This window comes from Galactobacter caseinivorans (assembly GCF_003640665.1).
Classification (GTDB): domain Bacteria; phylum Actinomycetota; class Actinomycetes; order Actinomycetales; family Micrococcaceae; genus Galactobacter; species Galactobacter caseinivorans.
This window is the reverse complement of record NZ_QQXL01000001.1, coordinates 585,225-607,498: the sequence shown is the minus strand read 5'-3', so window position 1 is coordinate 607,498 and position 22,274 is coordinate 585,225. Positions and strand designations below refer to the sequence as shown.

Here is a 22,274-nt window from a genome sequence, read left to right as displayed (position 1 = left end):
ATCCCGCCGCGCACGACTCGCGACACAACATCGTCACCTAACAAGGAGCACCGCATGACCACCCCCAGCAGCGATCTGAGCAAGCAGCTTCGGGCGCTAACAGCAGAGTCCCAGACTGATGGATTCCTGCCACCTGGTTTGGCCAGGCCGCCCCGCAACCCCCTCCCGTCTGACATCACACCGGAGCAGGCATATCTACTAGGCCAGACGGTGGGGGCGCAATACGGCGTCGGGTTCATGGCAGGCGCGGTCGATACTGCACTCAACAGGCCGATGACCTCATGAGGGTCTCTCAATCGACGCTACCTCTGATCCGCGACCGCATGCTGTCGAGCACGACGCTCTGGGATGTCAGGAGCCGGGTTATTCGAGAAACCTCGTGGGCGGGGATCAAGGGTTTCGGATCGGAACAGGCAGGGTTCGCGGCAGATATGGAGCGCCTGGCCTTGAAGAGAGCAAAGCTCTTCGTGCTTGGCTCGGAGGCGACAAGCAATGTGATGGAGGCATCCAAAACTCTCGCCGGGGGCGGCTTTCATTTGTCTGATTTGCCTTCCGAATCGGGCATGTTGGCGCTCTCCTCAGCGATACCTCAGACCTCGCAGGACTCCGAGACACGAGGATTTTTCGGCGGCATTCGTGTCATCACATGGTTTACCGCCAGGGGAATTGACACATCGGACAGCCTCTGGCTCGTCATGCAAGGACTCGACGAATTACCTAGCGGACAAGAGTCCTATGCGAAGGTCTTGCCCCTAGTCCACAACGATGAAATCGCCGTGAAAATTGAGGGCCAGCCTATCGACTTAGTTTCAGCGGACGGCGCACCGAGGGCGATCGCCACCGTGCTACTGACCGCGTTCTTGTTCATGCAGCAAAACGAGTTGACGACGGTGAAACCTACGAAGGTGCGCGTGCCGCACCCGAAGAAGCCTCGCGAGCAGCGCACTGCACTGGTGTCGGTCATCGACATGCGCCGGTATGAGCCGACGCCTCACACGAAGTCTGGCGATCCGCGCCGCACCACCGATCATCGCTGGGTGGTCTCGGGTCACTGGCGAAACCAGTGGTATCCGAGCCGGAACGTGCACCGGCCCAAGTGGATTCCTGGACATATCAAGGGCCCAGAAGGTGCACCACTGCGGCACGTCGAGAAGGTCCACGCACTCCGAGCAGTCCCGAACACCCAACTAGAAAGTGAAACCGCATGACCACCCCCACCCTGTTCACGTACGCCGACACCCCGGTGCGCGTCCTGGACGTAGACGGCGAACCCTGGTTCGTCCTTGCCGACCTGTGCAAGGTGCTCGACCTGAGCAACCCGAGCATGGTCGCTCAGCGCCTCGACGCCGATGCCCTAAGCACTGCTGAGGTCATCGACGGCATGGGTCGAGCACAGTCCGCGCGCACCGTAACCGAGGCGGGCATGTATGAGGCCGTGTTCATGAGCCGCAAACCAGAGGCCCGCGACTTCAAGCGCTGGGTCACGCATGAGGTCCTGCCGACGATCCGTAAGACCGGTTCATACCAGCAGCCGAAGACGTTGGCGGAGCGGTCGGTGGAGCTGATCCAGGATCTGCACGCGGAGGTCGCTGCTCTCACTCCGAGGGCGTCGGCGTGGGACACGATGGCTGGCGCGCATGGCGATTATGCGGTGGATGAGGCGGCAAAGATCCTGAGCCGTGACCCAAACATCACGGTGGGGCGCGCGCGGCTGTTCACGCACATGGCTGAGCGCGGCTGGATTTACAGGCATGGCGCTAGGAACCGCTGGCACGCGTATCAGTCGCAGGTGGACAACGGGCGGCTAGTGCAGCGGATGTCAGCGGCTTTCCTGAATCAGCGTACGGGTGAGATGGAAGTCCCAGATCCGACGATCCGCATCACCGTGAAGGGCTTGGAGGCGTTGCGTGCGTCTCTGACCCCGGCGTTGGAGCTGTCCGCATGAGTGTCCCGGCCCTAATTCCCGCACCGTTGCCGACGCTCCCGAACCGGGTGTCTGGGATCGTCGCCGAGGAGCGCAGTGTGGACGGCCGCCTGCGCCTCACGTTGCAGTGCGCTGACTGCCTGTCCACGGAGACGCCGGACATGGCGGTGCTCATGACCTACGTGTTCCACCCCGCCACCTCGGATGGCCGGCGCCGCTGCAAGGCGTGCCGGATCGCCGCATTCCCTGACTGCCCTTGTGGGAGATGCACCGAAGACCGGACCGGGAGCTTGTACCGATGAACCCCATCGCCCCGGAAGCCCCGGCACCCTTGGACGCCCTGGACCCGGTTGAGGACTGGCTGGATCGCCATCCGCGCCCCGCCATCATCGTGGGCGTCCTCGCCCTCACCTCACCCATCACCGTCCCGCTCATCGCGTGGGCCATCAACCTAGGAGTAACCCTGTGAACGGGATCAAGTACACCTGCACCATCGACAGCCGAGATTCCCTGCATGTAGTAGAGCGCGATATGGATCGCCTCAGCTTCATGACGGAAAGAGAAGGTAATTGGACCGGCTCCGCATGGGTCACCCCCGAGGCCATAGCGGACCTTGCCCGCCGCCTGGCTGAGCATGTGGGCCTGACCATCGAGCCGGAGCCGTTCAAGCGTGACGCCAAGTTCGAGGACATTCGCAAGGGTGACCTGGTGCGAGTGGAGTACACGCAGAACGACATCACAGTGGTCCGAACCGGCGTGGCGGATGATCTCCTGTCAAGTGGCTGGTACACACCTACGCGCGAGCTCCTGTTCGGTCCTAACTTCGGTGACACCATCACGATCCTGTCCCGCCCGGAGCCCGAGCCCGAGCCGGAGCTGCCGACCACGCCGGGGGCCGTCATCAAGCTCTGGCTGGGCGAGGAGTGGATGCGCGTCAACCTGGGCGCTGACGGGTACTGGCGCGGTGAATGGCCTGATGGTGATGGCATGGAGGTTACGCGCGTCGAGCTGGCCGGACAGTGCGGCATCGGCTGGGACCGTTTCGAGGTGCTCGCGTGAGGGCGCACATCCACGAGGTGGCGTGTGGGCTGATGCGCAACCAAGTGGACGTGCTGGCCACCAAGAACGGCGATTGGTGGTGGTTTGACCGCCCAATCCAGCTCACCAACAAACGCGGCGACACCACCACTAGGGCCCGCATCCACGACCACGACATCATCCACAAAACCGACGAGGCCCCCGAACAATCGGGGGCCTCACTCATTGGAGACACACCATGAGCGACGTCCTCGAAGCGCCAACCCTCACCCCCACCGACGCGGGCGACCACGACAAGTTCAAGCACTACGTCAGCAAGACCAAAATGACCGACGCCCACGTATTCGGCACCCCACTCACCGCCCTCTGCGGCAAACAGTGGGTGCCCTCCGCCGACCCCGGCCGGTTCCCACTCTGCCCCGCCTGCAAAACCATCTGGGAGGCCATGAAATGACCGTCACCTGCATCGAATGCGGCACCGAACTCCGCGACACCCACTACCCCTCCGTCACCGCCTGGTGGTGCCCCACATGCGACAAAATCAAGGAGATCGGACGATGAGCAGCTTCATTCCAGGCGCCTATGACGGCATCCGAAATGCCGACTACCACGCAGACCCCGCACTCGGCTCCACGTCGCTCAAGACGCTCGCCAAGCCAGGCGGACAAGCAAAGTTCAAGGCCGCCCAAGAACGCCCCCAAGAGCACAAGACGGCGTTCGACCTCGGCACCGCCGCGCACTCCCTCATCCTTGAAGGCGACCTCACCGGGCTGGCCATCATCGACGCAGAGAACTACCTGACCAAAGCAGCCAAAGAGGCCCGCAATGCGGCCTACGCGGAAGACAAGACGCCCTTGCTCCCGCACGAGTTCGCCGCAGTGCAGGCCATGCAAGACGCGGTCATGAATCACCCCCTGGCGGCCAAGGCATTCACCGGACACACACCCGAACGCTCCATCTTCTGGGAGCACGAAACCGGGCGGATGCTCAAATGCCGACCCGACGCGCTCAGGCCCGGCCTCATCGTGGACCTCAAAACCGCGAACACCGCCGAACCGAACGAGTGGGGACGAGACGCCGGGAAGTTCCGCTACCACCAGCAAGCCGCCCACTACATCGACGGCATCAAAGCGGTAACCGGCGAGACCCTGCCGTTCGCATTCGTCGTCGTCGAGAAGGAATACCCGCACCTCGTCTCATGGATCGAGTTTGACCCGAACATGCTGGACGAGGACGGACGCGACGACATCGACCGAGGACGCGCCCTCAACGCCCTCGCACTCGCCAGGCTTGCCGAATCCGAACGAACTGGCCTGTGGCCCGGATACCCCACCTCATCCCGTATCAGCCTGCCCCCGTGGCTGGCACGCCAAGAACAATCCCAATTGGAGGACTCATGACCGACCTAGTACGCATGGGCGTCAGCGACAAGCTCGCCTACGCCGAGAACATGGCAGGCTCCAACCTGCTCCCCAAGGCATACCAACGCAATCCCAACAACCTGCTGTTCGCCATTGAGTACGCCGAAGCGCTTGGCATCCCACCGATCAACGCGATCACCAGCATCCATGTCATCAACGGGAAGCCCACCGCGTCCGCCGACCTCATGGCCACGCTGATTCGCCGGGCCGGCCACAAGCTGCGCGTTGTCGGTGACGACACATACGCGGAGGCGACGCTGATCCGGGCCGATGACCCGGACTTTGAGTTCAAGGCGCGCTGGGACATGGACAAGGCCCGGAAGGCCGGGCTTAACACCCCGACGTGGAAGTCGTACCCCGCGGCAATGCTCCGCTCTCGTGCGATCAGTGAGGTTGCAAGGCAAGGCGCATCCGACGCGCTCAACGGTGTGGTGTACACGCCGGAAGAGTTCGGCGACGAGTCCGCTTGGGGGAAGGTTCGCGGGACGCGGACGGATACCCCGGCACCCGCTGCCGCTGCGGCGCTCCTTGAAGAGGACGTGATCGAGGAAGCGCCTGACGATGACCCCGCGCTCCCCCCTGAGCAGCTCGCAACGATGTCCGTTGACGGGTTGCGCACCCACTACACCGCCCGGCAGAACGCTGGCGCCACCACCGAAGAACTCGACAGCATCAAGGCGCTGGCGACCACGAACAAGGAGAACTGACCCATGCCTATCCCCACAATTTCCGGTATCGCCGGACTCACTGGCGACCCCGAGACGCGACACGGAATCGGCAACGAGAACAAGTCGGTGACGAATTTCCGGCTCGCCTTCAACGATTCCAAGTACAACAACGGGCAGTGGGAGACCACGAAGACGTTTTTCGTGGACGCTGCCGGGTGGGAGCATCTAGCCGAGCGTGGCGCCGAGCTGCGCCAGGGCGATCAGGTGTACGTGGAAGGCCGCCTAGAGACCCAGCATTGGGAGCAGGATGGACAGAAGCGCTCCAAGCCATACCTGGTCCTGCGGCAGTTGCGGAAGCTTGAGAAGACCCAGAAGCAGGGCAACGGTGGCGGCAACCAGGGTGGTGGCTTTGGTGGCCAGCAGTCCCAGCCGCAGCAGCAGGGCAATGACGCGTGGCGTCAGCCTGCTAGCGGTGGCAACGGTGGCTGGGGTGGAGCGGCAGGGGCATCAGATGTGCCCTTCTAGGAGGCCGTGGAATGCGATCCTAATCCCAATCCGTGTACGCGAGCGAGCGCATTCAAAGTGGGTCCCAGACGGCGAATGCTGGATCAGCTCCTACTCCGTCGCTTCTCATGGGTATGCGCAGATCGGGTGGCAGAACAAGGATGAGCGCCATGTAGTGCTCGCCCATCGCGCATCCTGGGAACTGCTGAATGGACCTGTGCCTGTCGGGCACACCCTCGACCATCTCTGCAAGAACAGGACGTGCGTGAATCCTGTCCACCTGCGCGTGCTGACCAACTTCGAGAATGCGCGCAGGACTGGCGGTCTTGACTGGCCGCTGGGCGTCTGTGCCAACGGCCACCCAGACAGATTCCTAGTGGAAGATCCTCACCGTCGCGACAAGATGGGAAATCAGAGGATCGGCCACAGATGCTCGAAATGTGTGAGCCTTTCCCGCGCTCGCTACTTGTGGAGAAAGCGAAACTCCGGCAAGCCAATGCCTTTCGATCTTCTGCTGGCTCGCGAGAAGCCCCAGCGTAATGGCAGCGCCAGCCGCATTCTCACCTGAGTCGAAACCTACAAGAACCTAGCCCGGCCTATCGGCTTTCGATAGGCATCCCAAGCCTCGGCAACCGCCGGGGCTTTCGCATTTCCCAAGGAGCAACACATGACCGTCACCGTGTACGTCAAACCGCCGGGCCCGCCGTGCGTCCAGTGCGACATGACGAAGAAGGCCCTCGACCGTCAGGGCACGCCGTACACGACGGCGCTACTGACCGGCGCGAACCTCGAAGCCGCGAAAGCATTGGGTCACATGTCCGCGCCCGTCGTCGTCGTAGAGCGCGGCGGGCAAGTCGAGTCATGGTCCGGTTTCGACCCCACCCGCATCAAAGGCCTCGTGTGAGGCGCGGCGACAAGGTAACCCACCTCCTCGAAGGGTGGGATGGCGTCGTGGAAACCGTCACCACCGAAGAAATCTACGTGCTGTGGTTCGGGCACAAAGCCGGGTGGGCGGTACGGGACGACCTCAAGAATGTTTGAGGCCACCGCAGCACTCACCTGCCTCGCACTCGCCGTGTACGCCTACCTGGCCCGCCGCAAACACAACCGCTAACAAACCCCGAGGGGCCCGCCGACTGGTGGGCCCCTCCTTGTCTCTAGGAATCACTGATGGCCGATCGCCCATGCAAAATTGACGCCTGCGCTAAACCCGCATACACCCAAGGTTTATGCAGGATGCATCACACGCGGATTAAACGCCACGGCAGCCCCCATACCGTACTCCCGAAGGCAGTGCCTCGGAGCGACGAAGAGATCCTCCGCCGGAATGTCCCTGACCGCCCGCTAGATCAGTGCTGGATATGGCAAGGATTTCGCGATCGGCAAGGCTACGGCAAAGTCTCCCACCGCGGCCATCCGTCGCGAGCCCATCGGGTCGTCTATGAGTACCTCGTCGGAGAGATCCCAGCAGGAAAGGTCCTTAGGCACTCCTGCGACAACCCTCCATGCGTGAACCCATCACACCTCCAACCGGGAACGGACGCAGAGAACGTGGGAGACATGGTTAGGCGCGGCCGCAGCGCACGCGGCTCCAAGCACCGGGCAGCCAAGCTAACCGAAGCCCAGGTGTCCGAGATCCGCGCACGGTTCGCGGAAGGCGGGTGCACCTCTGCTCAACTCGCGAATGAATATGGGCTCACACAAACTCCTATGTCCCAGCTACTCCGCGGAATCACGTGGCGACACGTCCCTATGGCGAAGGTGCAGCCCAAATGAACCCTTATCGAGATTGCAAAGCCAAGTGCTGCAAGACCGGGCTTGGCGACATGTGCTTCAAAAGGCTCGACTGCGACTGCCACACGTCGGAGGCCGCGCTCATGGCGGCCGCAGCTCGTGAGCAGAGAGACCACGCCATCGCACGCGGCGACCGGTACAGGATCACCAGTAAAGCCAGGTCCGCATGAGTGACACTCACGACCTGTGCGAGGACCACGAACCACACGACTGCCCCGACAACTGCCACGACAGCGCGCGCGACGGGTGCACATGCGAATGGTCCACCAGCCCGCCCACCCACAGCTACTACGGCTGGGAACCCGGCGACACACACCGCCAAGACGACACCCGATGTGTCTACCACGGCACCTACAACCCCAACGACTACTAGGAGCGCACCCCATGACCACCCCAAACCCCCGCAACCTACTCACCGGCACCACACCAGGACCATGGAGCGACCAATGGAGCCAACTCGAGCCGTGCGTTGTAGCTCTCGTGGGATACACGAAAATCGACGGCTACAACCACCCACAGGAACGGGCTGCGGACATCGCACAGAAAGACAAAGACCGCGCCCTCGCCGCCGCCGCTCCCGACCTCGCCGCACGAGTCATCGCGCTAGAAAACGGGATCAGGGCGTTGCACCGCCCCGTGGACATTGAGCCCAGCGACACCATCTGCTCCGAATGCTCTTGGCAGCACCGGGCAGGGCGCTTTTTCGGGAAGGTCGTCGCCTACCCCTGCCCCACCATCGCCCTACTCGACGAGGAGGGGAAGGCGTGAGCATCTTCCACAAAGGTCCGTGGCACAAATGGTTCGCCTGGCACCCCGTTGACACCCACACGCACGGCTGGCGGTGGCTCACCGTGGTGGAACGTCGCCGGTGGGACGCCGACGTGCCAGGTGCACCGACCGGATGGGATTACCGCCCCCTCCTGCACAACGGAAGGAAGGGGCGGGGATGAAGCCGGTCATCAGGGCCAAGAAGGGCGCCGCCCTCCTCGACAGCCTGCCGGCAGGAGCAGTTGTCCTCGACCGCAACGGTCACGCGTGGCAGCAGGGCGGAATCTACCGATTCTGGGGCGAACAACACGGCTACTGGTACCGCTCCTACGGCGACGACTCCGAAGTCACCGCACGTGAAATCGCCGACCTCGCCCCATTCACAGTGCTCCATCCCCGAAAGGACCAGCCATGACCGACCAGACACCCAGCACCGAGGACGTGCAATTGGCAGCCACTCAGTGCCCAGACGGCATCACACCCGCCGAATGGGACGCATGGCTCACCACCTACACCCGCAAGGTAGCGGCGAAGGCGCTCAGGGAGGCGGCAGATGATGCCTGACCAGAAGATGCGTGAGCGCCTGGCCGTGCTCGCAGTGGCCGCGTACAAGCCGTGTGCGGAGGTTCGGTACGACGCCGAGGGCATCTACTGCCTCGACTGTGGATGGCAGAGCCCGACCGCGGACTACGAGGCGTACCGGGCCCACGTGCCGCTCAAGGTGATGGACGCCGTCCTCGCCGCCCTACCCGAACTGCTCGACGAGATGATCGCCGACCGTCACCGCGCCGTGAAAGCGGAAGCGTGGGAAGAGGGTGCGAGGGCCGCCTGGGATCACTCAACACCCGAGGTCAACGGCGCCCACTACCACTGGCGTCACGCAGGCGAGCCGCTGAACCCCTACCGGATCGAGGATCAGTCATGACACCAACCACCGAAGCCGATGCCGTGCGCGATCGCATAATGGACCGGATCTTCACGCTAGGCGAGGCCGCATCACGCAGGAGCGCGCCTACCGGGTACGACCCCGAGCGCCGCCGTGGATACCAAGAGGCGCTGGCAGACCTGTCCCTCTGGATCGAGGCCGACCATGGCTGAGACCAGGGAAGCACAGACGCTCAGTGGGGCGGACGTGGGGCGCGTCGTTTGGCTCAAAAGCTTCGGACGAGGCGTTCTGCACCAGGTGGGACACAGCCACACAGCTACGACCATCCGCCTCGGCCTCACAAGCTACGCACTCAACCCCACCGACCTCGTGACCGTCCGGGACGTGGAGTGAGCGCACCCCACACCAAAACCACCTAAGGCCGCCCCAACACTGGGGCGGCCTTCCCCACACCCCCAGGAAGTTGTGGATATCGGTTTTTCGCCGCATAAAGCCGCAATATTACGGCGAAATATGTGGCATCACGGATGCATAAACCGTCCGATATGAGCCGAAATTCACTGCAAACCGAATAATCAGACCTCCTGAGAGGGCCTGTGGATAACGCCTTTTGGCAATCACCAAAGGAAGGAGAAGCTAGCCCCATGGCAATCACCAAACGACTCCGATTCGAAATCCTCCGCCGAGATGGGCACACCTGCCAATACTGCGGCGGCAAAGCACCTGACGTGACACTCCACGTTGACCACCTCATCCCCGTCGCTCTCGGCGGCAGCAACAAACCAGACAACCTCGTTGCCGCCTGCAAGGACTGCAACCTCGGCAAGTCCTCAATGCCAGCAGACGCGCCAATCCTAGAGGCCGTGGGTGCTCAAGCTGCCGCATACGCCCTCGAAATGGTTGACAAGATGACCACCCTTCGGGCGAACTTCCAGGAGTCTGCTCAGTACATAGATGACTTCGATGCCGCCTGGAAAGTTTGGTTTTCTCCTTCAACGAGCGAGCCATCCCCTCGCCCTGTCAACTGGCGTGCCTCTATTCGCCGTTGGCATGGGATGGGCGTTCCGTTCGAGTTGTTGGACGAGGCCATTGAGATTGCGATGGTGAAGCCTGGCTTGAAGGGCGACTACCCCAAGTTCAGTTACATGGCGGGAATTATTTGGAGACGACTGAATGACATTCGCACACCGGACAATCTTTCCGAGCAGACTGTGCGCACTTTCACGCAGGCAGAAGTAGACGAAGCACTCGATCAGAACTACCGCTGGGGATGGAACTCCGGCTACAAAAAACGAAAGGAGGAGGAACTTGCCCAGGGACAGAGCGAACATTCAGACGGCGATCTGGTCTAGCCAGGACTGGCGTGCACTAGGCCCAATGGAGCAGTGGCTGTACGAGCTGCTACTCACCCACCCCGGCCTGTCGTACGCGGGCGTGTGCGACTGGAACCCGAAGCGGCTGGCCATGATGAGCACCGGAGTCACTGCGGACATGGTTGAAGCGGCTGGGACGGCGCTGCAGGCCGCCAGGTTCATCTACATCGACGGGCAGTCTGACGAGGTTCTGGTGAGGTCATTCCTCCGCCACGATGGGCTCCTGAAGAACCCGAAGCTGTCCGTGTCGATGGCCAACAGCTTCGGTGCTGTTGCGTCCCAGGGCATCCAGAAGGTCATCGTCCGGGAGCTTCAAAAGCTTGCCCATGAGTACCCCGAGTGGGCTGCGTTCAGGGTCGAGCGGGTGGCCTCGATCTTGAAGCTTGAAGGGGCCGATATGGGGTCACTTTTAGGGGAAGGCTTACCCCAAGGTTTAGGGGAAGCTTTACCCCAAGCCTTACCCCAAGCCTTCCCCCTGCCTACAGCTACAGCTACAGCTACTAGACCTTCTAAAGAAGGTCTAGGGGGTGTGGGGGGGATTTCAGAACGCACCCGAAACACCTCCCAGCCTCCAAGGAAGGCGACGCGACGCAAGCCGGAGACGGCCATCCCAGCCAACTGGTCACCCACCCAAAAGCACTCCGAGTACGCCACCGAAAAAAACCTCGCCCTTGACGACGAAGCAACCAGCTTCCGACTCCACGCAGAAACCCACGACCGTCGATGCGCCTCCTGGAACGCCGCGTTCTCGTCATGGCTCAGGAAATCCAAACCAACCACCACCACCGCCCGCAACGCCCTCTGGGACTAACTCAACCCCCACACACCGAAGGAGCCACCTCATGGCCACAGACCTCGACCTTGCAGAACGCTCCGTGCTCGGCTCCGTTCTCCTCTCCAACGGCAAGATCCTCGACGAGCTCGACTTCAACCCCGCCGACTACCACCACCCCATTTACGAGACCGTGCACCGAACCTGCCAGGCCATGAAGACCGCCGGGAAGCCAGTAGACGTCGTGACAGTCATGGGGGAACTCACCGCAGCAGGCGAACGCTACGACCCCGCCATGCTCCACCAGGCAGTCACCGACACCCCCGTCTGGGAGAACGCCGACTACTACGCGGGCATCGTCGCAGACGCCGCCACCGGTCGCAGGCTCATCAGCGCCGGAGCGAAAGCCAAACAGCTCGTGGACGCTGGCGGCGACATGCCAGAGATCGTTGAGGTCGTCCGCAAAGACATCGACAACGCCCAATCGTCCGCCCGCGCACAGCCCGTCGAATTCCTGGCAGACACCCTCCCAGGCACCATCGACATGCTCGACTCCGAGGTCACCGCCATCCCCACCCCGTGGCCATCGATGAACGAACTCATCACCGGGCTACTCCCCGGCGCTGTGTACGTCGTCGGAGCCAGGCCGGGCGTCGGCAAATCCGTTGTGGCCGTGCAGCTCGCCCAGACTCTCGTCGCCCAGGGCGCGGTCGCGTTCGTGTCCCTCGAAATGAACCGCGACGACGTGAACATGCGGCTCATGTCCTCCGAGCTTGAGATCAACATGAACAAGCTCATGAACCGAGAACTTGACGAGCGCGACTGGCAGAAAGTCTCAGCATGGCTCAGAACGGCCTCAGAGCGGCCTCTAGCGGTCTTAGACAAGCCCGGAGCAACCATCACCGACATCAAGCGTTTCGTGCGCTCAGTGAGCCGCAGGAAGCCGCTCGCCGGAGTCGTCGTCGACTACCTCCAACTCATGAACCCACCCACCGGCGACAAACGCCCCCGCCACGAATTCGTCTCAGCCATGTCCCGCGAACTCAAAATCCTCGCCCTCGACATGAACGTCCCTGTCATCGTCCTCTCCCAACTCAACCGAGGATCCACCAACCGCGAAGACAGCCGCCCCCAAATCAGTGACCTCCGAGAATCCGGCGCAATCGAACAAGACGCCGACGTCGTACTGCTCCTCCACCGCGAATTCCCCGGAGACAAGCAATACGAAATCGGCATGGCCGTAGCCAAAAACAGGCGCGGCCGAACCGGATCACTCACCGCCGAATTCCGCGGCTGGTACTCCCGAATCGACGAAGCCACCGCCTAACCACACCCCCCCAGCAACCCCAAGCCCCGCACACCGGGGCTTTTTTCATGCCCAAGGAGACAACCATGACCGACCGCATCAGCGTCCGCCGAATATGGCACCCCGGCCACGGCGGCCCCAAAAGGGAATCCTTCAACCGCCCTTGGGTCGTCTGGATACCGGACGGCACATGGCTTGGCTGGCACGAATCCTTCCCCACCCACGCCCAAGCCATCACCTACGCACAGAAGATCGCGAGGCAGCGATGACCCGCAACCGCTCATCCGCGAAAGCCGCCGGAACCCGCATGGAAACCCTCGTCGCCACCTACCTCCGAGAACGCCTCCAAGACGACGCAATCGACCGACAAACCAAAACCGGAGCCAAAGACCTCGGCGACATCCGCGGCGTCAAACTCGGACCCCACCGCGTCGCCGTCGAAGTCAAAGACGTCACCAAGCAAGCACTCCCCCAATGGCTCCGAGAAGCCGAAACAGAACGCCAAAACCTCGGAGCGCTCATCGGCGTCGTCGTCTCCAAACGCCACGGCACCACCGACCCCGGCTCCCAATACGTCCACATGACCCTCAACACCCTCGCCACCATCCTCAAGGAGACCAAGTGACCACCGCCTCATCCAGGGAGGCCCTCCGCAGCGCCTCCAAAGAACTCACCCTCATGAGCCTCCAAATCCAAGACTCCAACCGCTACACCCAGGACTACTGGCGCGGCGTCGCACAAGGACTCACCACCGCCGCCCAACACCTGGGCGGCGTTTCCGATTCCGAGGAGGACGACGAATGACCACCATCACCCCCTGGACAGGAGACACCCCGTGAGCCCGCGCAAGAACGTCAACAACCAGCCCGCCGCCCAAAAGCTCCTCGACTCACTACCCACCCACTCAGTCGTCCTCGACAAGTACGGGCACGCCTGGCAATCCGGCTCCATCTACTGGTACCGCGCCTTCAGGGTGACGCCTGAACCGTTCAGCTCCTGGGACCTCGCGTTTTCATTCCCCATCACCGTCATCCACACCCCCAAGGAGACCAAGTGACCCTCACACAGTCCTGCACCGCCACCGACTGCGGCAGGCCCACCAGCCTCTACCTCTGCGCCGAACACCTCGTGGAACTCGACTCCTACCTCGTGGATCGCGACTGGCTCTGGGTCAACCTCGACCCCTACATGCAAGCCACGAAAACCCTCCCCAAGGGCAACCCCGAATCATCCACCGTCGGCAAATCCGACTCACGACCACCCCTGTCCCTCGAAGCCGCGATCCTCCGAACCAAACTTGCCGAACTCCCAGCACGCGCCTACGACGCCGCAACCGACGACCCCCACGCCGGAAACACCCTCCGCAAAGCAAAACTCTGGATCGAATCAGCCAGACACCAAGTCTGGGGGCCAGCCGAAGACCGCCCATCCGACACGGCCGAAGCGCGCGCCCGCATCGCAGCGGAAGGGGTAGAGCCCATGCCCACCCGCCAGCTTGTGCCCTGGATGCGGCAATTTGCGAGCCTCGCCGTCAAAGGCAAAGACATCCGCAACTGGGCATTCAACGGATGGATCGTGCGCCGCAACCCAGGAGAGGACGGCCACCCCACCTACGACCCCTGCGACGTACTGCGAGCAAAAGACCGCGCCAGAGAAGGGCTTGCACGAAAAGCAACCATCAGATAAAGTGTCTTTTGAGCGCGTAGAGTGCGCCCAAAAACCAGGCTCGACACCACACGGTGCCGGGTCTTTTTTCTTGCCCAACGGCAAGGCTCCTGGGGTGGAGCGGTGAGATGGTCAGCCCCGGACGCTCACAACAGCGTCCGGGGCACGCGCACCCCCACCCCACCCCACAGACCGCGTGGCGCGGCGACAGACGGAACACACACCGTCCACCAGCCCACGATCCCGCCCCCGCGGTAGATCGGGCACAATCACCGCGCCACGCACAAACCCCCAGCCCAGGGACACGGGCAGCCGCGTGAGCACAGCGAAAGCCAAGGCTACGACCCGGAGCAAGACCGGGCGCGGCACGACATCCCGTGCAAAAGTTTGTCAGTCGTGAGCCCCGGCTCACAGCCCTGAGACGGTCACGCCGTCCACCCGGACCACGACCGGACAGGGCACACAGCCGGGTCAACGTCAGCGACATCCACCGCAACGAAGGACGCCCCAAACGCTGCACCTTTCGACAGCGCGGCGCACCTGCCCGGCACCAACCATGAGAGGGAGCGCACATGAACGAGAACACCCCCACCCCCAAGCACACCCCCACCCCCAACCTCCTGGGCGAGGCAGGCATGGGACAAATCACCCAAGGCGCCATCGGACTACACGAACTCTTCACGTCACTCATGGACGCCGGGTTCCCCCACGACGACGCACTACACATCATCGTCGAACTGCTCAAGCACGGATCACAGTGACCCGATGAAGGGCGGCGGCGCATGGCATCGAACCGCACCGGCACAGCCCAATGGCAGCGCATCCGCACCTACACCAAACGCCAAGCCCAAGCAGACGGGCTCACCAACTGCCCAGCATGCGGTGTGCAGCTCGACTACGACAAAGGTCGAACCCCAAACAGTGCCGAAGTGGACCACATAGTGCCTCACGCTCAAGGCGGTACCGATGCTGTGGATAACCTCACCATCCTCTGCCGCCGCTGCAACCAGTCCAAAGGGCCACGGTCTGCACCCAAGATTTCCACGATTCTGGCCGCCAAACCCCTCAAAACGTCGAGCCGATGGGCCTAGCCAGAAACGCGCGAAGTTATCCACAGGCACGCAAACGCGGGCCGCTGAAACGGATAATTTGCGTGAATCCGCGGAACTTTTTGGGGTGGGGGCCATCCCCTCCCCCGCCAAAGAGTCGCCACCTCCTACCGTTTAGGTGAAATATCCCCCCGTGTCTCGTCGTTGGGGCGCGGCTGGTGGCCTTCCTGGTGCCGTGTGGTTCGTTTGCGGGCGTCGTGGGGGCATAGTTCCCCTGCGTCTGGGCTGGTCCGTTAGGCGGGCGTACAGCGCTCTGCCAGTTGGGGCACCTCTCCAACTTCCGCGTAATCACTGGGATTATCCGTTACAAGGCGTCCCTCCCTGGGGTAGAATTGGGGCATGGATCGGGCGTGTGAGAACTGCGGTGGCGGGATGCTGTTGCCGCGCGCCGGTGCTCGGTTCTGTTCCACGCGGTGCCGGGTCGCTGCTCACCGTCGTCGGCGTGCGTTCCCCGCGGCCATGACGTCCTTGGATCGTTGGGTGCGTGCCGACGGGAAGCGTCCGGTCACGGTGGCCGGCCGCGCCGCATCGTCTACGAACCGCCGCACGTGGTCATCGCACGCCGCGGTGTGCGAGTCGACGGCTGGGGACGGCATGGGCGTCATGCTCGGCGGCGGCCTCGGATGCTACGACCTGGACGGGTGCCTGATTGACGGGCACCTCACGGACGAGGCGCGGCGGATCATCGACACCATCACCGCCCCGATCCTCTTCACCGAGGTCAGCGTCTCCGGGCGCGGCCTCCACATCTTCACCGCCGAGCCGGAGTCGAAAGCGGCTCAGGGTGCTTGGGGTGGTCATTACTCTTTCGGTCGGTTCATCCGAACGACCGGGATCCGCTTCACCGGGTAGGCGTCGCCTCCCGCCTTGGGAGGTTGCATGGATGACCCTTCTGGGCTTGGTGAGCGTGGCGCCGTGCTGTGGGCGGACTTGCGCACTGGTGACCCGCTGGCGGATGCGGTGGCCCTAGAGGTTGCCCGTACCGCGGACCGCCTGGATGAGCTGGACAACATAATTCAGGGCAAGGGCGTGCTGGAGCTGATGCAGTTCCGGCTGACTGACATCCCGTTTGAGGAGGGCGACCCGTTCACTGTTGAGGTGAAGTTCAACGCGGTCATGTCGGAGGCGAAGGGCCAGCAGGCCGCGCTTGTCTCCCTGGCCACGAAGTACGAGGCGCTGGCCTCCCGTGGCAAATCGAAGCCTTCCTCTCTCCCGGCTGATCTGCCGGACAATGTTTCTTCGCTGGATTCGATCTTGGGTCGGATGAAGCGGGCTTAGGTGGTGGTCGCGTGCTTCTCGGTTCGCAGTCGCCCCGGTTTAACACTGCCCCGTCTCCGCGTGGGTACACGATCACGGATGCCACTGACGCTCTGGCGTTGGTGGACGCGTTGGAGTATGTGCCGGATGAGTGGCAGGCGGACGCGGTGCGGTCGTGGCTGCGTCGTGGCCCTGACGATCTGTGGTGCGCGTCAACGTGGGGGCTGACGGTGCCGCGCCAGAACGGCAAGAACGGCACGTTGGAGATCGTGGAGATTTACCTGACGGTGATGCTGGGCCTCAAGATCCTGCACACAGCCCACCACCTTGGGACGGCGCGCAAGGCGTTCAAGCGTCTGCGCCATTTCTTTGGTGAGCAGGTCAATGACCCTAACGCCAAGTTCCCGGCCCTCAACAAGCTGGTGGTGGAGATCCGCAAGACGAACGGCCAGGAGGCCATCGTGTTGGCGAATGGTGGGTGCATCGAGGTTGGTGCGCGCACGGGCGGCGCGGGCCGTGGTTCGTCGTTTGACGTGCTGGTGGTTGATGAGGCTCAGGAGTATGAGCCGGATGAGCAGGAGGCGCTAGAGGCCACGGTCTCCGCTTCCCCGTCTGGTGATCCGGTGATCATTTACATGGGCACGCCGCCTGCGGTCATCTCGGAGCGTGGCGAACCGTTTGTGCGTGTGCGTGACGCGGCGGTCACTGGTGAGGACGATCGGTGCGCTTGGGTTGAGCATTCGGCTCGGGGCGACGTGGACAAGATGACTGAGGCGGAGTTGCGGGTGTTTGTCCGGGATCGGAAGAACTGGGCGGAGGCTAACCCGGCGCTGGGTGGCCGTATTAAGGAGCGCACGGTGGAGGGTGAGTCGAAGCGGTTTGCGCCGCGGTCGTTCGCCCGTGAGCGGTTGAATATGTGGCCGACTCCTAAAGCCTCTCAGCGTGCCGCGGTGGACATTGCGAAGTGGAACAAGCTGGCGCTGGGTGAGGGTGTTGAGCCTGATCCTGAGTGGCCGTTGGCGGCGTTTGGTGTGGACATGAACCCGGAGCGCACGCAGGTCACGATCTGCGCGGCGACGTTCGCAGACGATTGGGTGCATCTTGAGCTGGCCGCTGATACGGCGTTCTCGCGGGATGGGACGACGGCGCTTGTGGAGTGGTTGTGGTCTCATGCGGGCCGCCGTACTCCGGTGGTGCTGGATGCGTACTCCCCGGCGCGGGACATCCTCGAAGTGCCGCTGCGCAAGCGTGGCATGACGGAGAACCTCTACATCTTGGATGGCAAAGAGTTCACTCAGGCGTGCGCTTTGACCCGCCAGGCTATCGAGGTTGACCGGTCGGTGTCCCACTACTCGCAAGAGCAACTGGACACGTCCATTGAGCATGCGGCCGCTGAGCCGCTTAAGAATTTCCCCGGTGCTTTCCGCTGGGTGAGACAGAGCCTTGACGTGCCGCTGGCACCGTTCATGGCTGCCACGTACGCGTATTTCGGGGCGATCAAGTTTGCTCGCCGTCGCAGGTCCCGTTCGGCGCGTAAGCCGAGGGGTGCCGTCGTCTTTTAGGGGGCCTCATTGGTGGAGCTGTTGAAGCCGCGGGAGATGACCCCGGAAGAGGCTGCCGTGTTCGGGAAGCTGTGGGGGCAGGTGGTTGCTCACACTCGCCGGAACATGCTGCGCTCGGATTACCACAATTCGAAGAAGCGTCTTGAGCGGGTGGGCTTTTCTGTGCCGCCGCACATGGTTGATTTTCAGACGCCGATTGGGTGGGCTGAGAAGACAGTGACGGTCCCCGCGGCGCGTGTCCGCCCGGATGGGTACACGTCTTCGGTGAAGTCTGGGCTCTCGCGGGAGCTGGACGAGATCACGGGCACGGACGCTCACCGTGCTTTGGAGCGTCAGTGGACACGGTCTGCGATGCAGCATGGTGTGTCGTTTGCGTTCGTGACGCCTAACGATGATCCGGAGGGTGAGCCGATCAGGACGCTGCGCCCGGCATCTAAGGCGACGGCGACAGTTGATCCACGTACGGGTGAGGTCACAGCGGCGTTGGAGATGGTTTCTACGACGCAGACGCTCATGTACCTGCCTGGCCTGACGTTGCGTGTTGAGCGTGTGCGTGGGCCGTGGATGGTCCTGGACGAGTACGTAGGCATCAAGGATCTGGTGCCGTGTTCGGTGCTGCCGTGGGATGCGTCGCTTGAGCGTCCGATGGGGCGCTCCCGGATTACGCGCCCGTTGATGGGGTTCATTGACAACGGTGTGCGCACGATGCTGCGGCAGGAGGTGCAGGCGGAGTTCTTCTCTGCCCCTCAGCGTTCATTGCTGGGCGCTCAGCCGGAGCATTTCCAGGACGATCAGGGCAACAAGATTGATCCGTTGAAGGCGCTCATCGGTGGCATCTGGGCTTTGCCGGACGTGTTCGATGAGGACGAGCAGAAGCTTGTCCGCCCTGCAATTCAGCAGTTGCAGCAGGCGTCCATGCAGCCGCACTCTGACATGCTGCGGACGATTGCGGCGATGGTCTCCTCTGAGACGACGATGCCGCTGGCGTACTTGGGCGTTGTTCATGACAACCCGTCGTCAGCCGATGCGATTCTGGCTTCTGAGTCGGACATGGTTGCGATGATCGAGAACGAGCTGCCCTCGATTGGGGCGGCGCGCGTGGACTACGCCCGGAAGATCCTGGCCGTGAAGCACGGCGAGTTGACCCCGGCAATGAGCAAGGACCTTACGTCGCTGCGTGCCGGGTTCCGTGACCCTGGAACGCCGACCCTGGCGGCCCGTGCGGACGCCGGCCAGAAGTACGTGAGCACGTTCCCGGACGGCGATCCCGAGGTGGCGATGGAGGTCTACGGACTCCGCCCCGATCAGATCGAGCGGAACCTTGCACATGCCCGAAAGGTGGACGCCTCGTCTGCGATTGATGCGCTCCTCGCTGCAACTACGCAACCGTCAGGTGGTGCGTGATGCCGTCGGCTGAGTCGATTGATCGGTATCGGTCGCGGCAGGCGTCTCTTGAGGGGAAGCTTGACGCGGCGTTGACTCGGCACTTCAACGGCTTGGACTTGTCGGACCCTGCGGCGGCGAAGCGCGACCTGATGCGGTTCATCCCGCAACTGGTGAAGCGTTTCGGCCCGGTGTCCGCCCAGTTGGCCGTGGAGTGGTACCAGGAGCTCATGGCGGCGTCTGGTGACGCTGGGACGTTCACGCCTACTCCGGCGCGCTCGTCGCTGTCCGCCGCGGACATGGCGGCCAGTGTCGAGTCCGCGTCGGGTGGCTTGTTCGACGGCGACCCTTCCAGGGTGCTCGGATACCTGGCCACCTACACCGGCCTGTGGGTTCAGCAACAGGGCCGGGACACGATCCGGAAAAATGCGGACCGCGAGGGCGTCATGTGGGCACGTGTTCCACGCGGCGCTATCACGTGCGCATGGTGCCTCGTCCTGGCATCTCGCGGCGCTGACTACGTTTCAGAGAACTCCGCTCGGTTGGCCTCGGATGGCGAGCCTTATCACCCGAAGTGCGATTGCCAGCCAGTCCGGATCGCTTCCAAGGAGGACTACCCCAAGGGGTACCTCCCGGATGACTGGCTGGACATGTATATGGAGGCCCGCAAAGCGTCTGGCTCGGGTGACATCCGGGACATTGCCTCGCACATGCGCGAGATGTACCCGGACATCCTCACTGACGGCGTTCACGCCCACTAATCCAACCCGTGCCTGATGGCGCGGGTTTCCCTTTTCCCGCTGGTGCGACGCCTGCCGGGTTCGATACGCCGCGCGATGCGGCACAACACCAAGGAGCCCTCATGGCTGAAACCGATCCCGCTGCTGAACAGACGCCACCCGCATCCACGGATGGTGCTCTGGGTGAGCAGGGGGCGCAGGGCAAGGAGAACGAGCCGCTTGGCGAGCCGGGCCTAAGCGCACTCCACAAGGAGCGCGAGCGGGCCAACGCCGCCGAGAAGCAGGCCGCCGAGTACAAGGCGAAGGTCGATGCCGCCGAGAGCGCGAAGCTCTCCGACATCGAGCGCGCCAACAAGGAGCGCGACGACGCGAAGGCGGAGCTGGCCCAGTCCCGCACGAGCCTTGCCCGCGCTGAGGCCCTCGCGAAGTTCCCTGTCCCCGCGGACTACCAAGACCTGGTGGTCGGTACGGACGCCGCCTCTTTCGAGGCGTCGGCCAAGAAGATCCATGAGCTGCACACCCGCGCTGAGGGCAAGGCTACCCGACCCGACCCGGTGCCTGGCGCCGGTACGGGCTCCAACAACCCACCTGCCTCTGGTGGCCTCGCAGCCGGTCGTGCTGCGTACGCCGCGAAGAAGGCCAAGTAACTCTCTCTTAGGAGGACTGATGGACCTCTCCATCAATACGCGTCGCCTTGGCGGCGATGACATTTCGTGGCTCGGCTCTGCCCGCGGCACGAACGAGGGCCGAACGGTGACCCTCGATACGCCCAAGTTTGTGAAGGTCACGCATTTCCCGGACGGCTGGTTCAAGTCCGGGATCGCGCTGGCGAAGGGTACGGACGGCAAGTTTGTCCCCTTCACTGGCGATGACGGCACGAAGCTTGCGGGCTTCCTGCTGTCCGGTGTGCGCGCCCCTGCTAACGGAACGAGTCCGGTGGGCGCGTCGCTCCTGGATGACGCCCGCGTGGTGGCCGCCAACCTTCCCATTCCCGTTTCCGATGCGGCCCAGGGCACTGCCCCGGCCCGCTTTATCTTCGCCTGATAGGAGGTCTCCGTGGCTCTTTCGCTCGATAATGAGACCCTGTCCGCCGCTGACCTCACGGGCTACGTCCGTGCGGCTTTGGAGGACCTGCCCGAGAATGCGTTCACGCTGAGCGCGTTCCTCCCTGACGTGACTGTCGATGACGTGGATTTCCGCGCCAATGTCGGCGGCGGCGGCCTGGCCCGCGTGGCCAAGTTCCGCGCCTACGACACGGAGTCCCCGATTAGCTCGCGCGGAGCTGCCCGCGTGATCTCTGGTGAGCTTCCGCCGATCTCGGTGAAGACCCGCCTAGATGAGTACACGCGCCTCAAGATGCGCAACGCCGATCAGTCCATCGTGGATGCGCTCCGAGCGGACGGCGTAACTCTGGCCAAGCAGATCCGCGCTCGCGCTGAGGTTGCCCGCGGGCAGCTGTTGCAGACCGGCAAGGTCACGCTGAACGAGAACGGCCTCACTCTTGAGGCTGACTTCGGTCGCGCCGCCAAGCACACGCAGACTGCGACCACCTTGTGGGGCGCTGGCGGCAACGTCGTTGACGACCTGCTGGCGTGGGCCGAGGTGTACGCCGCGACGAACGGTGCGCGTCCCGGCCGGATCCTGGTTTCTCGCCAGATCCTGTCCACGGCCATCCGCAACAAGTCGCTGGCTGAGGCGGTGTACGGCTCCAATCCGGGCACCCGTCTGGTGAAGCTGACCGACCTCAACGACCTGCTGGCCGCACACGGCCTGCCTGCCTTTGAGGTGTACGAGGCGAAGGTGGCTGGCGCGCCGAATCCTGCCGATGTGCTGGACCCGAAGTCGCTGCTGTTCCTGCCGGGCGCTGATCAGAAGATCGGTGAGACCCTGTGGGGCACCACGGCTGAGGCCATCGACGCTGACTACGGCATCGATTCCACCGAGGCTCCCGGCATCGTCGTGGGCACCTACTCGGACAAGGACCCGGTGGCTCAGTGGACTAAGGCGTCGGCGATCATGCTGCCGGTGGCCCCGAATACGAACCTCACGCTTTCCGCGAAGGTTCTGGCCTGACGTGCTGGGCGGGCTGACCATGATTGGTTGG

The 22,274-nt window shown here is 63.2% G+C and carries 35 protein-coding genes; all 35 read left to right on the top strand.

Features of this window, described 5'->3' with window-relative positions; all coding sequences use genetic code 11:
• Positions 1 to 281 precede the first annotated feature (281 nt).
• The 35 genes from DWQ67_RS02865 to DWQ67_RS02695 all read left to right on the top strand — a co-directional run bounded on the left by DWQ67_RS02865 (position 282) and on the right by DWQ67_RS02695 (position 22,243).
• Entirely contained in the window at positions 282 to 1,208 is a 927-nt protein-coding gene (locus tag DWQ67_RS02865) for a hypothetical protein (RefSeq protein ID WP_121484050.1), read from the top strand.
• The gene (locus DWQ67_RS02860; RefSeq protein WP_121484049.1) at positions 1,205 to 1,945 is read left to right on the top strand and encodes a phage antirepressor; all 741 of its coding nucleotides are present in this window, start codon (positions 1,205 to 1,207) and stop codon (positions 1,943 to 1,945) included. The genes DWQ67_RS02865 and DWQ67_RS02860 overlap by 4 nt, the downstream gene beginning before the upstream one ends.
• Before the next feature lie 277 nt (positions 1,946 to 2,222).
• Complete coding sequence (locus DWQ67_RS13710; RefSeq protein WP_158595344.1) at positions 2,223 to 2,393, top strand: hypothetical protein; 171 nt, start codon at positions 2,223 to 2,225, stop codon at positions 2,391 to 2,393.
• Positions 2,390 to 2,983 (top strand): hypothetical protein, encoded by a 594-nt coding sequence (locus DWQ67_RS02850; RefSeq protein ID WP_121484047.1) that lies wholly within the window; start codon positions 2,390 to 2,392, stop codon positions 2,981 to 2,983. Before DWQ67_RS13710 ends, DWQ67_RS02850 begins: the two co-directional genes overlap by 4 nt.
• Complete coding sequence (locus DWQ67_RS02845; protein ID WP_121484046.1) at positions 2,980 to 3,204, top strand: hypothetical protein; 225 nt, start codon at positions 2,980 to 2,982, stop codon at positions 3,202 to 3,204. The genes DWQ67_RS02850 and DWQ67_RS02845 overlap by 4 nt, the downstream gene beginning before the upstream one ends.
• A complete protein-coding gene (locus DWQ67_RS02840) occupies positions 3,201 to 3,416 on the top strand; it encodes a DUF3039 domain-containing protein (RefSeq protein ID WP_121484045.1) in 216 nt (71 codons plus the stop codon). The genes DWQ67_RS02845 and DWQ67_RS02840 overlap by 4 nt, the downstream gene beginning before the upstream one ends.
• Positions 3,417 to 3,519: 103 nt before the next feature.
• On the top strand, positions 3,520 to 4,362 hold the full coding sequence (locus DWQ67_RS02835) for a PD-(D/E)XK nuclease-like domain-containing protein (protein WP_158595343.1): 843 nt from the start codon (positions 3,520 to 3,522) through the stop codon (positions 4,360 to 4,362).
• Complete coding sequence (locus DWQ67_RS02830; RefSeq protein ID WP_121484043.1) at positions 4,359 to 5,090, top strand: hypothetical protein; 732 nt, start codon at positions 4,359 to 4,361, stop codon at positions 5,088 to 5,090. Before DWQ67_RS02835 ends, DWQ67_RS02830 begins: the two co-directional genes overlap by 4 nt.
• 3 nt (positions 5,091 to 5,093) lie before the next feature.
• Positions 5,094 to 5,576 carry a single-stranded DNA-binding protein gene (locus DWQ67_RS02825; RefSeq protein ID WP_121484042.1) on the top strand — a complete coding sequence of 161 codons (483 nt, stop codon included), beginning with the start codon at positions 5,094 to 5,096 and terminating at the stop codon, positions 5,574 to 5,576.
• Complete coding sequence (locus DWQ67_RS14305) at positions 5,497 to 6,123, top strand: HNH endonuclease signature motif containing protein (RefSeq protein ID WP_121484041.1); 627 nt, start codon at positions 5,497 to 5,499, stop codon at positions 6,121 to 6,123. The genes DWQ67_RS02825 and DWQ67_RS14305 overlap by 80 nt, the downstream gene beginning before the upstream one ends.
• 99 nt (positions 6,124 to 6,222) lie before the next feature.
• A complete protein-coding gene (locus DWQ67_RS02815) occupies positions 6,223 to 6,459 on the top strand; it encodes a glutaredoxin domain-containing protein (protein WP_121484040.1) in 237 nt (78 codons plus the stop codon).
• A gap of 266 nt (positions 6,460 to 6,725) precedes the next feature.
• Positions 6,726 to 7,331, top strand: coding sequence for an HNH endonuclease signature motif containing protein (locus DWQ67_RS14300; protein ID WP_121484039.1), 606 nt, complete (start codon positions 6,726 to 6,728; stop codon positions 7,329 to 7,331).
• 402 nt (positions 7,332 to 7,733) lie between these two features.
• Positions 7,734 to 8,117 carry a hypothetical protein gene (locus tag DWQ67_RS02800; protein WP_147433596.1) on the top strand — a complete coding sequence of 128 codons (384 nt, stop codon included), beginning with the start codon at positions 7,734 to 7,736 and terminating at the stop codon, positions 8,115 to 8,117.
• Positions 8,118 to 8,295: 178 nt separating this feature from the next.
• On the top strand, positions 8,296 to 8,532 hold the full coding sequence (locus tag DWQ67_RS02795) for a hypothetical protein (protein ID WP_121484036.1): 237 nt from the start codon (positions 8,296 to 8,298) through the stop codon (positions 8,530 to 8,532).
• The gene (locus DWQ67_RS13700; RefSeq protein WP_158595341.1) at positions 8,529 to 8,681 is read left to right on the top strand and encodes a hypothetical protein; all 153 of its coding nucleotides are present in this window, start codon (positions 8,529 to 8,531) and stop codon (positions 8,679 to 8,681) included. Before DWQ67_RS02795 ends, DWQ67_RS13700 begins: the two co-directional genes overlap by 4 nt.
• Positions 8,671 to 9,042 carry a hypothetical protein gene (locus DWQ67_RS02790; protein ID WP_147433595.1) on the top strand — a complete coding sequence of 124 codons (372 nt, stop codon included), beginning with the start codon at positions 8,671 to 8,673 and terminating at the stop codon, positions 9,040 to 9,042. Before DWQ67_RS13700 ends, DWQ67_RS02790 begins: the two co-directional genes overlap by 11 nt.
• Positions 9,039 to 9,215, top strand: a complete 177-nt coding sequence (locus tag DWQ67_RS13695) for a hypothetical protein (RefSeq protein WP_158595340.1) — start codon at positions 9,039 to 9,041, stop codon at positions 9,213 to 9,215. The genes DWQ67_RS02790 and DWQ67_RS13695 overlap by 4 nt, the downstream gene beginning before the upstream one ends.
• A gap of 432 nt (positions 9,216 to 9,647) precedes the next feature.
• A complete protein-coding gene (locus tag DWQ67_RS02780) occupies positions 9,648 to 10,355 on the top strand; it encodes an HNH endonuclease (protein ID WP_121484033.1) in 708 nt (235 codons plus the stop codon).
• A gap of 25 nt (positions 10,356 to 10,380) precedes the next feature.
• A complete protein-coding gene (locus DWQ67_RS02775; protein ID WP_121484032.1) occupies positions 10,381 to 11,187 on the top strand; it encodes a hypothetical protein in 807 nt (268 codons plus the stop codon).
• 31 nt (positions 11,188 to 11,218) lie between these two features.
• Positions 11,219 to 12,475, top strand: coding sequence for a replicative DNA helicase (locus DWQ67_RS02770; RefSeq protein ID WP_121484031.1), 1,257 nt, complete (start codon positions 11,219 to 11,221; stop codon positions 12,473 to 12,475).
• A gap of 65 nt (positions 12,476 to 12,540) precedes the next feature.
• The gene (locus tag DWQ67_RS02765) at positions 12,541 to 12,723 is read left to right on the top strand and encodes a hypothetical protein (RefSeq protein WP_121484030.1); all 183 of its coding nucleotides are present in this window, start codon (positions 12,541 to 12,543) and stop codon (positions 12,721 to 12,723) included.
• On the top strand, positions 12,720 to 13,079 hold the full coding sequence (locus DWQ67_RS02760; RefSeq protein ID WP_121484029.1) for a hypothetical protein: 360 nt from the start codon (positions 12,720 to 12,722) through the stop codon (positions 13,077 to 13,079). The genes DWQ67_RS02765 and DWQ67_RS02760 overlap by 4 nt, the downstream gene beginning before the upstream one ends.
• Positions 13,076 to 13,258, top strand: a complete 183-nt coding sequence (locus DWQ67_RS02755) for a hypothetical protein (RefSeq protein WP_121484028.1) — start codon at positions 13,076 to 13,078, stop codon at positions 13,256 to 13,258. Before DWQ67_RS02760 ends, DWQ67_RS02755 begins: the two co-directional genes overlap by 4 nt.
• A 31-nt stretch (positions 13,259 to 13,289) precedes the next feature.
• The gene (locus DWQ67_RS02750; RefSeq protein WP_121484027.1) at positions 13,290 to 13,511 is read left to right on the top strand and encodes a hypothetical protein; all 222 of its coding nucleotides are present in this window, start codon (positions 13,290 to 13,292) and stop codon (positions 13,509 to 13,511) included.
• Positions 13,508 to 14,140, top strand: coding sequence for a hypothetical protein (locus DWQ67_RS02745; protein WP_121484026.1), 633 nt, complete (start codon positions 13,508 to 13,510; stop codon positions 14,138 to 14,140). The genes DWQ67_RS02750 and DWQ67_RS02745 overlap by 4 nt, the downstream gene beginning before the upstream one ends.
• Before the next feature lie 551 nt (positions 14,141 to 14,691).
• Positions 14,692 to 14,880, top strand: a complete 189-nt coding sequence (locus DWQ67_RS02740) for a hypothetical protein (RefSeq protein WP_121484025.1) — start codon at positions 14,692 to 14,694, stop codon at positions 14,878 to 14,880.
• A 21-nt stretch (positions 14,881 to 14,901) separates the two neighbouring features.
• Positions 14,902 to 15,210 (top strand): HNH endonuclease, encoded by a 309-nt coding sequence (locus tag DWQ67_RS14295; protein WP_121484024.1) that lies wholly within the window; start codon positions 14,902 to 14,904, stop codon positions 15,208 to 15,210.
• A gap of 477 nt (positions 15,211 to 15,687) precedes the next feature.
• A complete protein-coding gene (locus DWQ67_RS02730) occupies positions 15,688 to 16,080 on the top strand; it encodes a DNA primase (protein WP_147433594.1) in 393 nt (130 codons plus the stop codon).
• Positions 16,081 to 16,107: 27 nt separating this feature from the next.
• Positions 16,108 to 16,506 carry a hypothetical protein gene (locus tag DWQ67_RS02725; protein ID WP_121484022.1) on the top strand — a complete coding sequence of 133 codons (399 nt, stop codon included), beginning with the start codon at positions 16,108 to 16,110 and terminating at the stop codon, positions 16,504 to 16,506.
• An 11-nt stretch (positions 16,507 to 16,517) separates the two neighbouring features.
• Positions 16,518 to 18,047 carry a hypothetical protein gene (locus DWQ67_RS02720; RefSeq protein ID WP_121484021.1) on the top strand — a complete coding sequence of 510 codons (1,530 nt, stop codon included), beginning with the start codon at positions 16,518 to 16,520 and terminating at the stop codon, positions 18,045 to 18,047.
• 105 nt (positions 18,048 to 18,152) lie between these two features.
• Positions 18,153 to 19,451 carry a phage portal protein gene (locus DWQ67_RS02715; protein WP_158595339.1) on the top strand — a complete coding sequence of 433 codons (1,299 nt, stop codon included), beginning with the start codon at positions 18,153 to 18,155 and terminating at the stop codon, positions 19,449 to 19,451.
• Positions 19,451 to 20,191 carry a VG15 protein gene (locus DWQ67_RS02710; RefSeq protein WP_121484019.1) on the top strand — a complete coding sequence of 247 codons (741 nt, stop codon included), beginning with the start codon at positions 19,451 to 19,453 and terminating at the stop codon, positions 20,189 to 20,191. Before DWQ67_RS02715 ends, DWQ67_RS02710 begins: the two co-directional genes overlap by 1 nt.
• 101 nt (positions 20,192 to 20,292) lie before the next feature.
• Entirely contained in the window at positions 20,293 to 20,817 is a 525-nt protein-coding gene (locus tag DWQ67_RS02705; RefSeq protein ID WP_121484018.1) for a hypothetical protein, read from the top strand.
• A 19-nt stretch (positions 20,818 to 20,836) separates the two neighbouring features.
• Positions 20,837 to 21,214 (top strand): head decoration protein, encoded by a 378-nt coding sequence (locus DWQ67_RS02700; RefSeq protein ID WP_121484017.1) that lies wholly within the window; start codon positions 20,837 to 20,839, stop codon positions 21,212 to 21,214.
• Between the two features lie 12 nt (positions 21,215 to 21,226).
• Positions 21,227 to 22,243: a major capsid protein gene (locus DWQ67_RS02695; RefSeq protein ID WP_121484016.1), complete on the top strand. Its 1,017-nt coding sequence runs from the start codon at positions 21,227 to 21,229 to the stop codon at positions 22,241 to 22,243.
• The last annotated feature ends 31 nt before the right edge of the window (positions 22,244 to 22,274 follow it).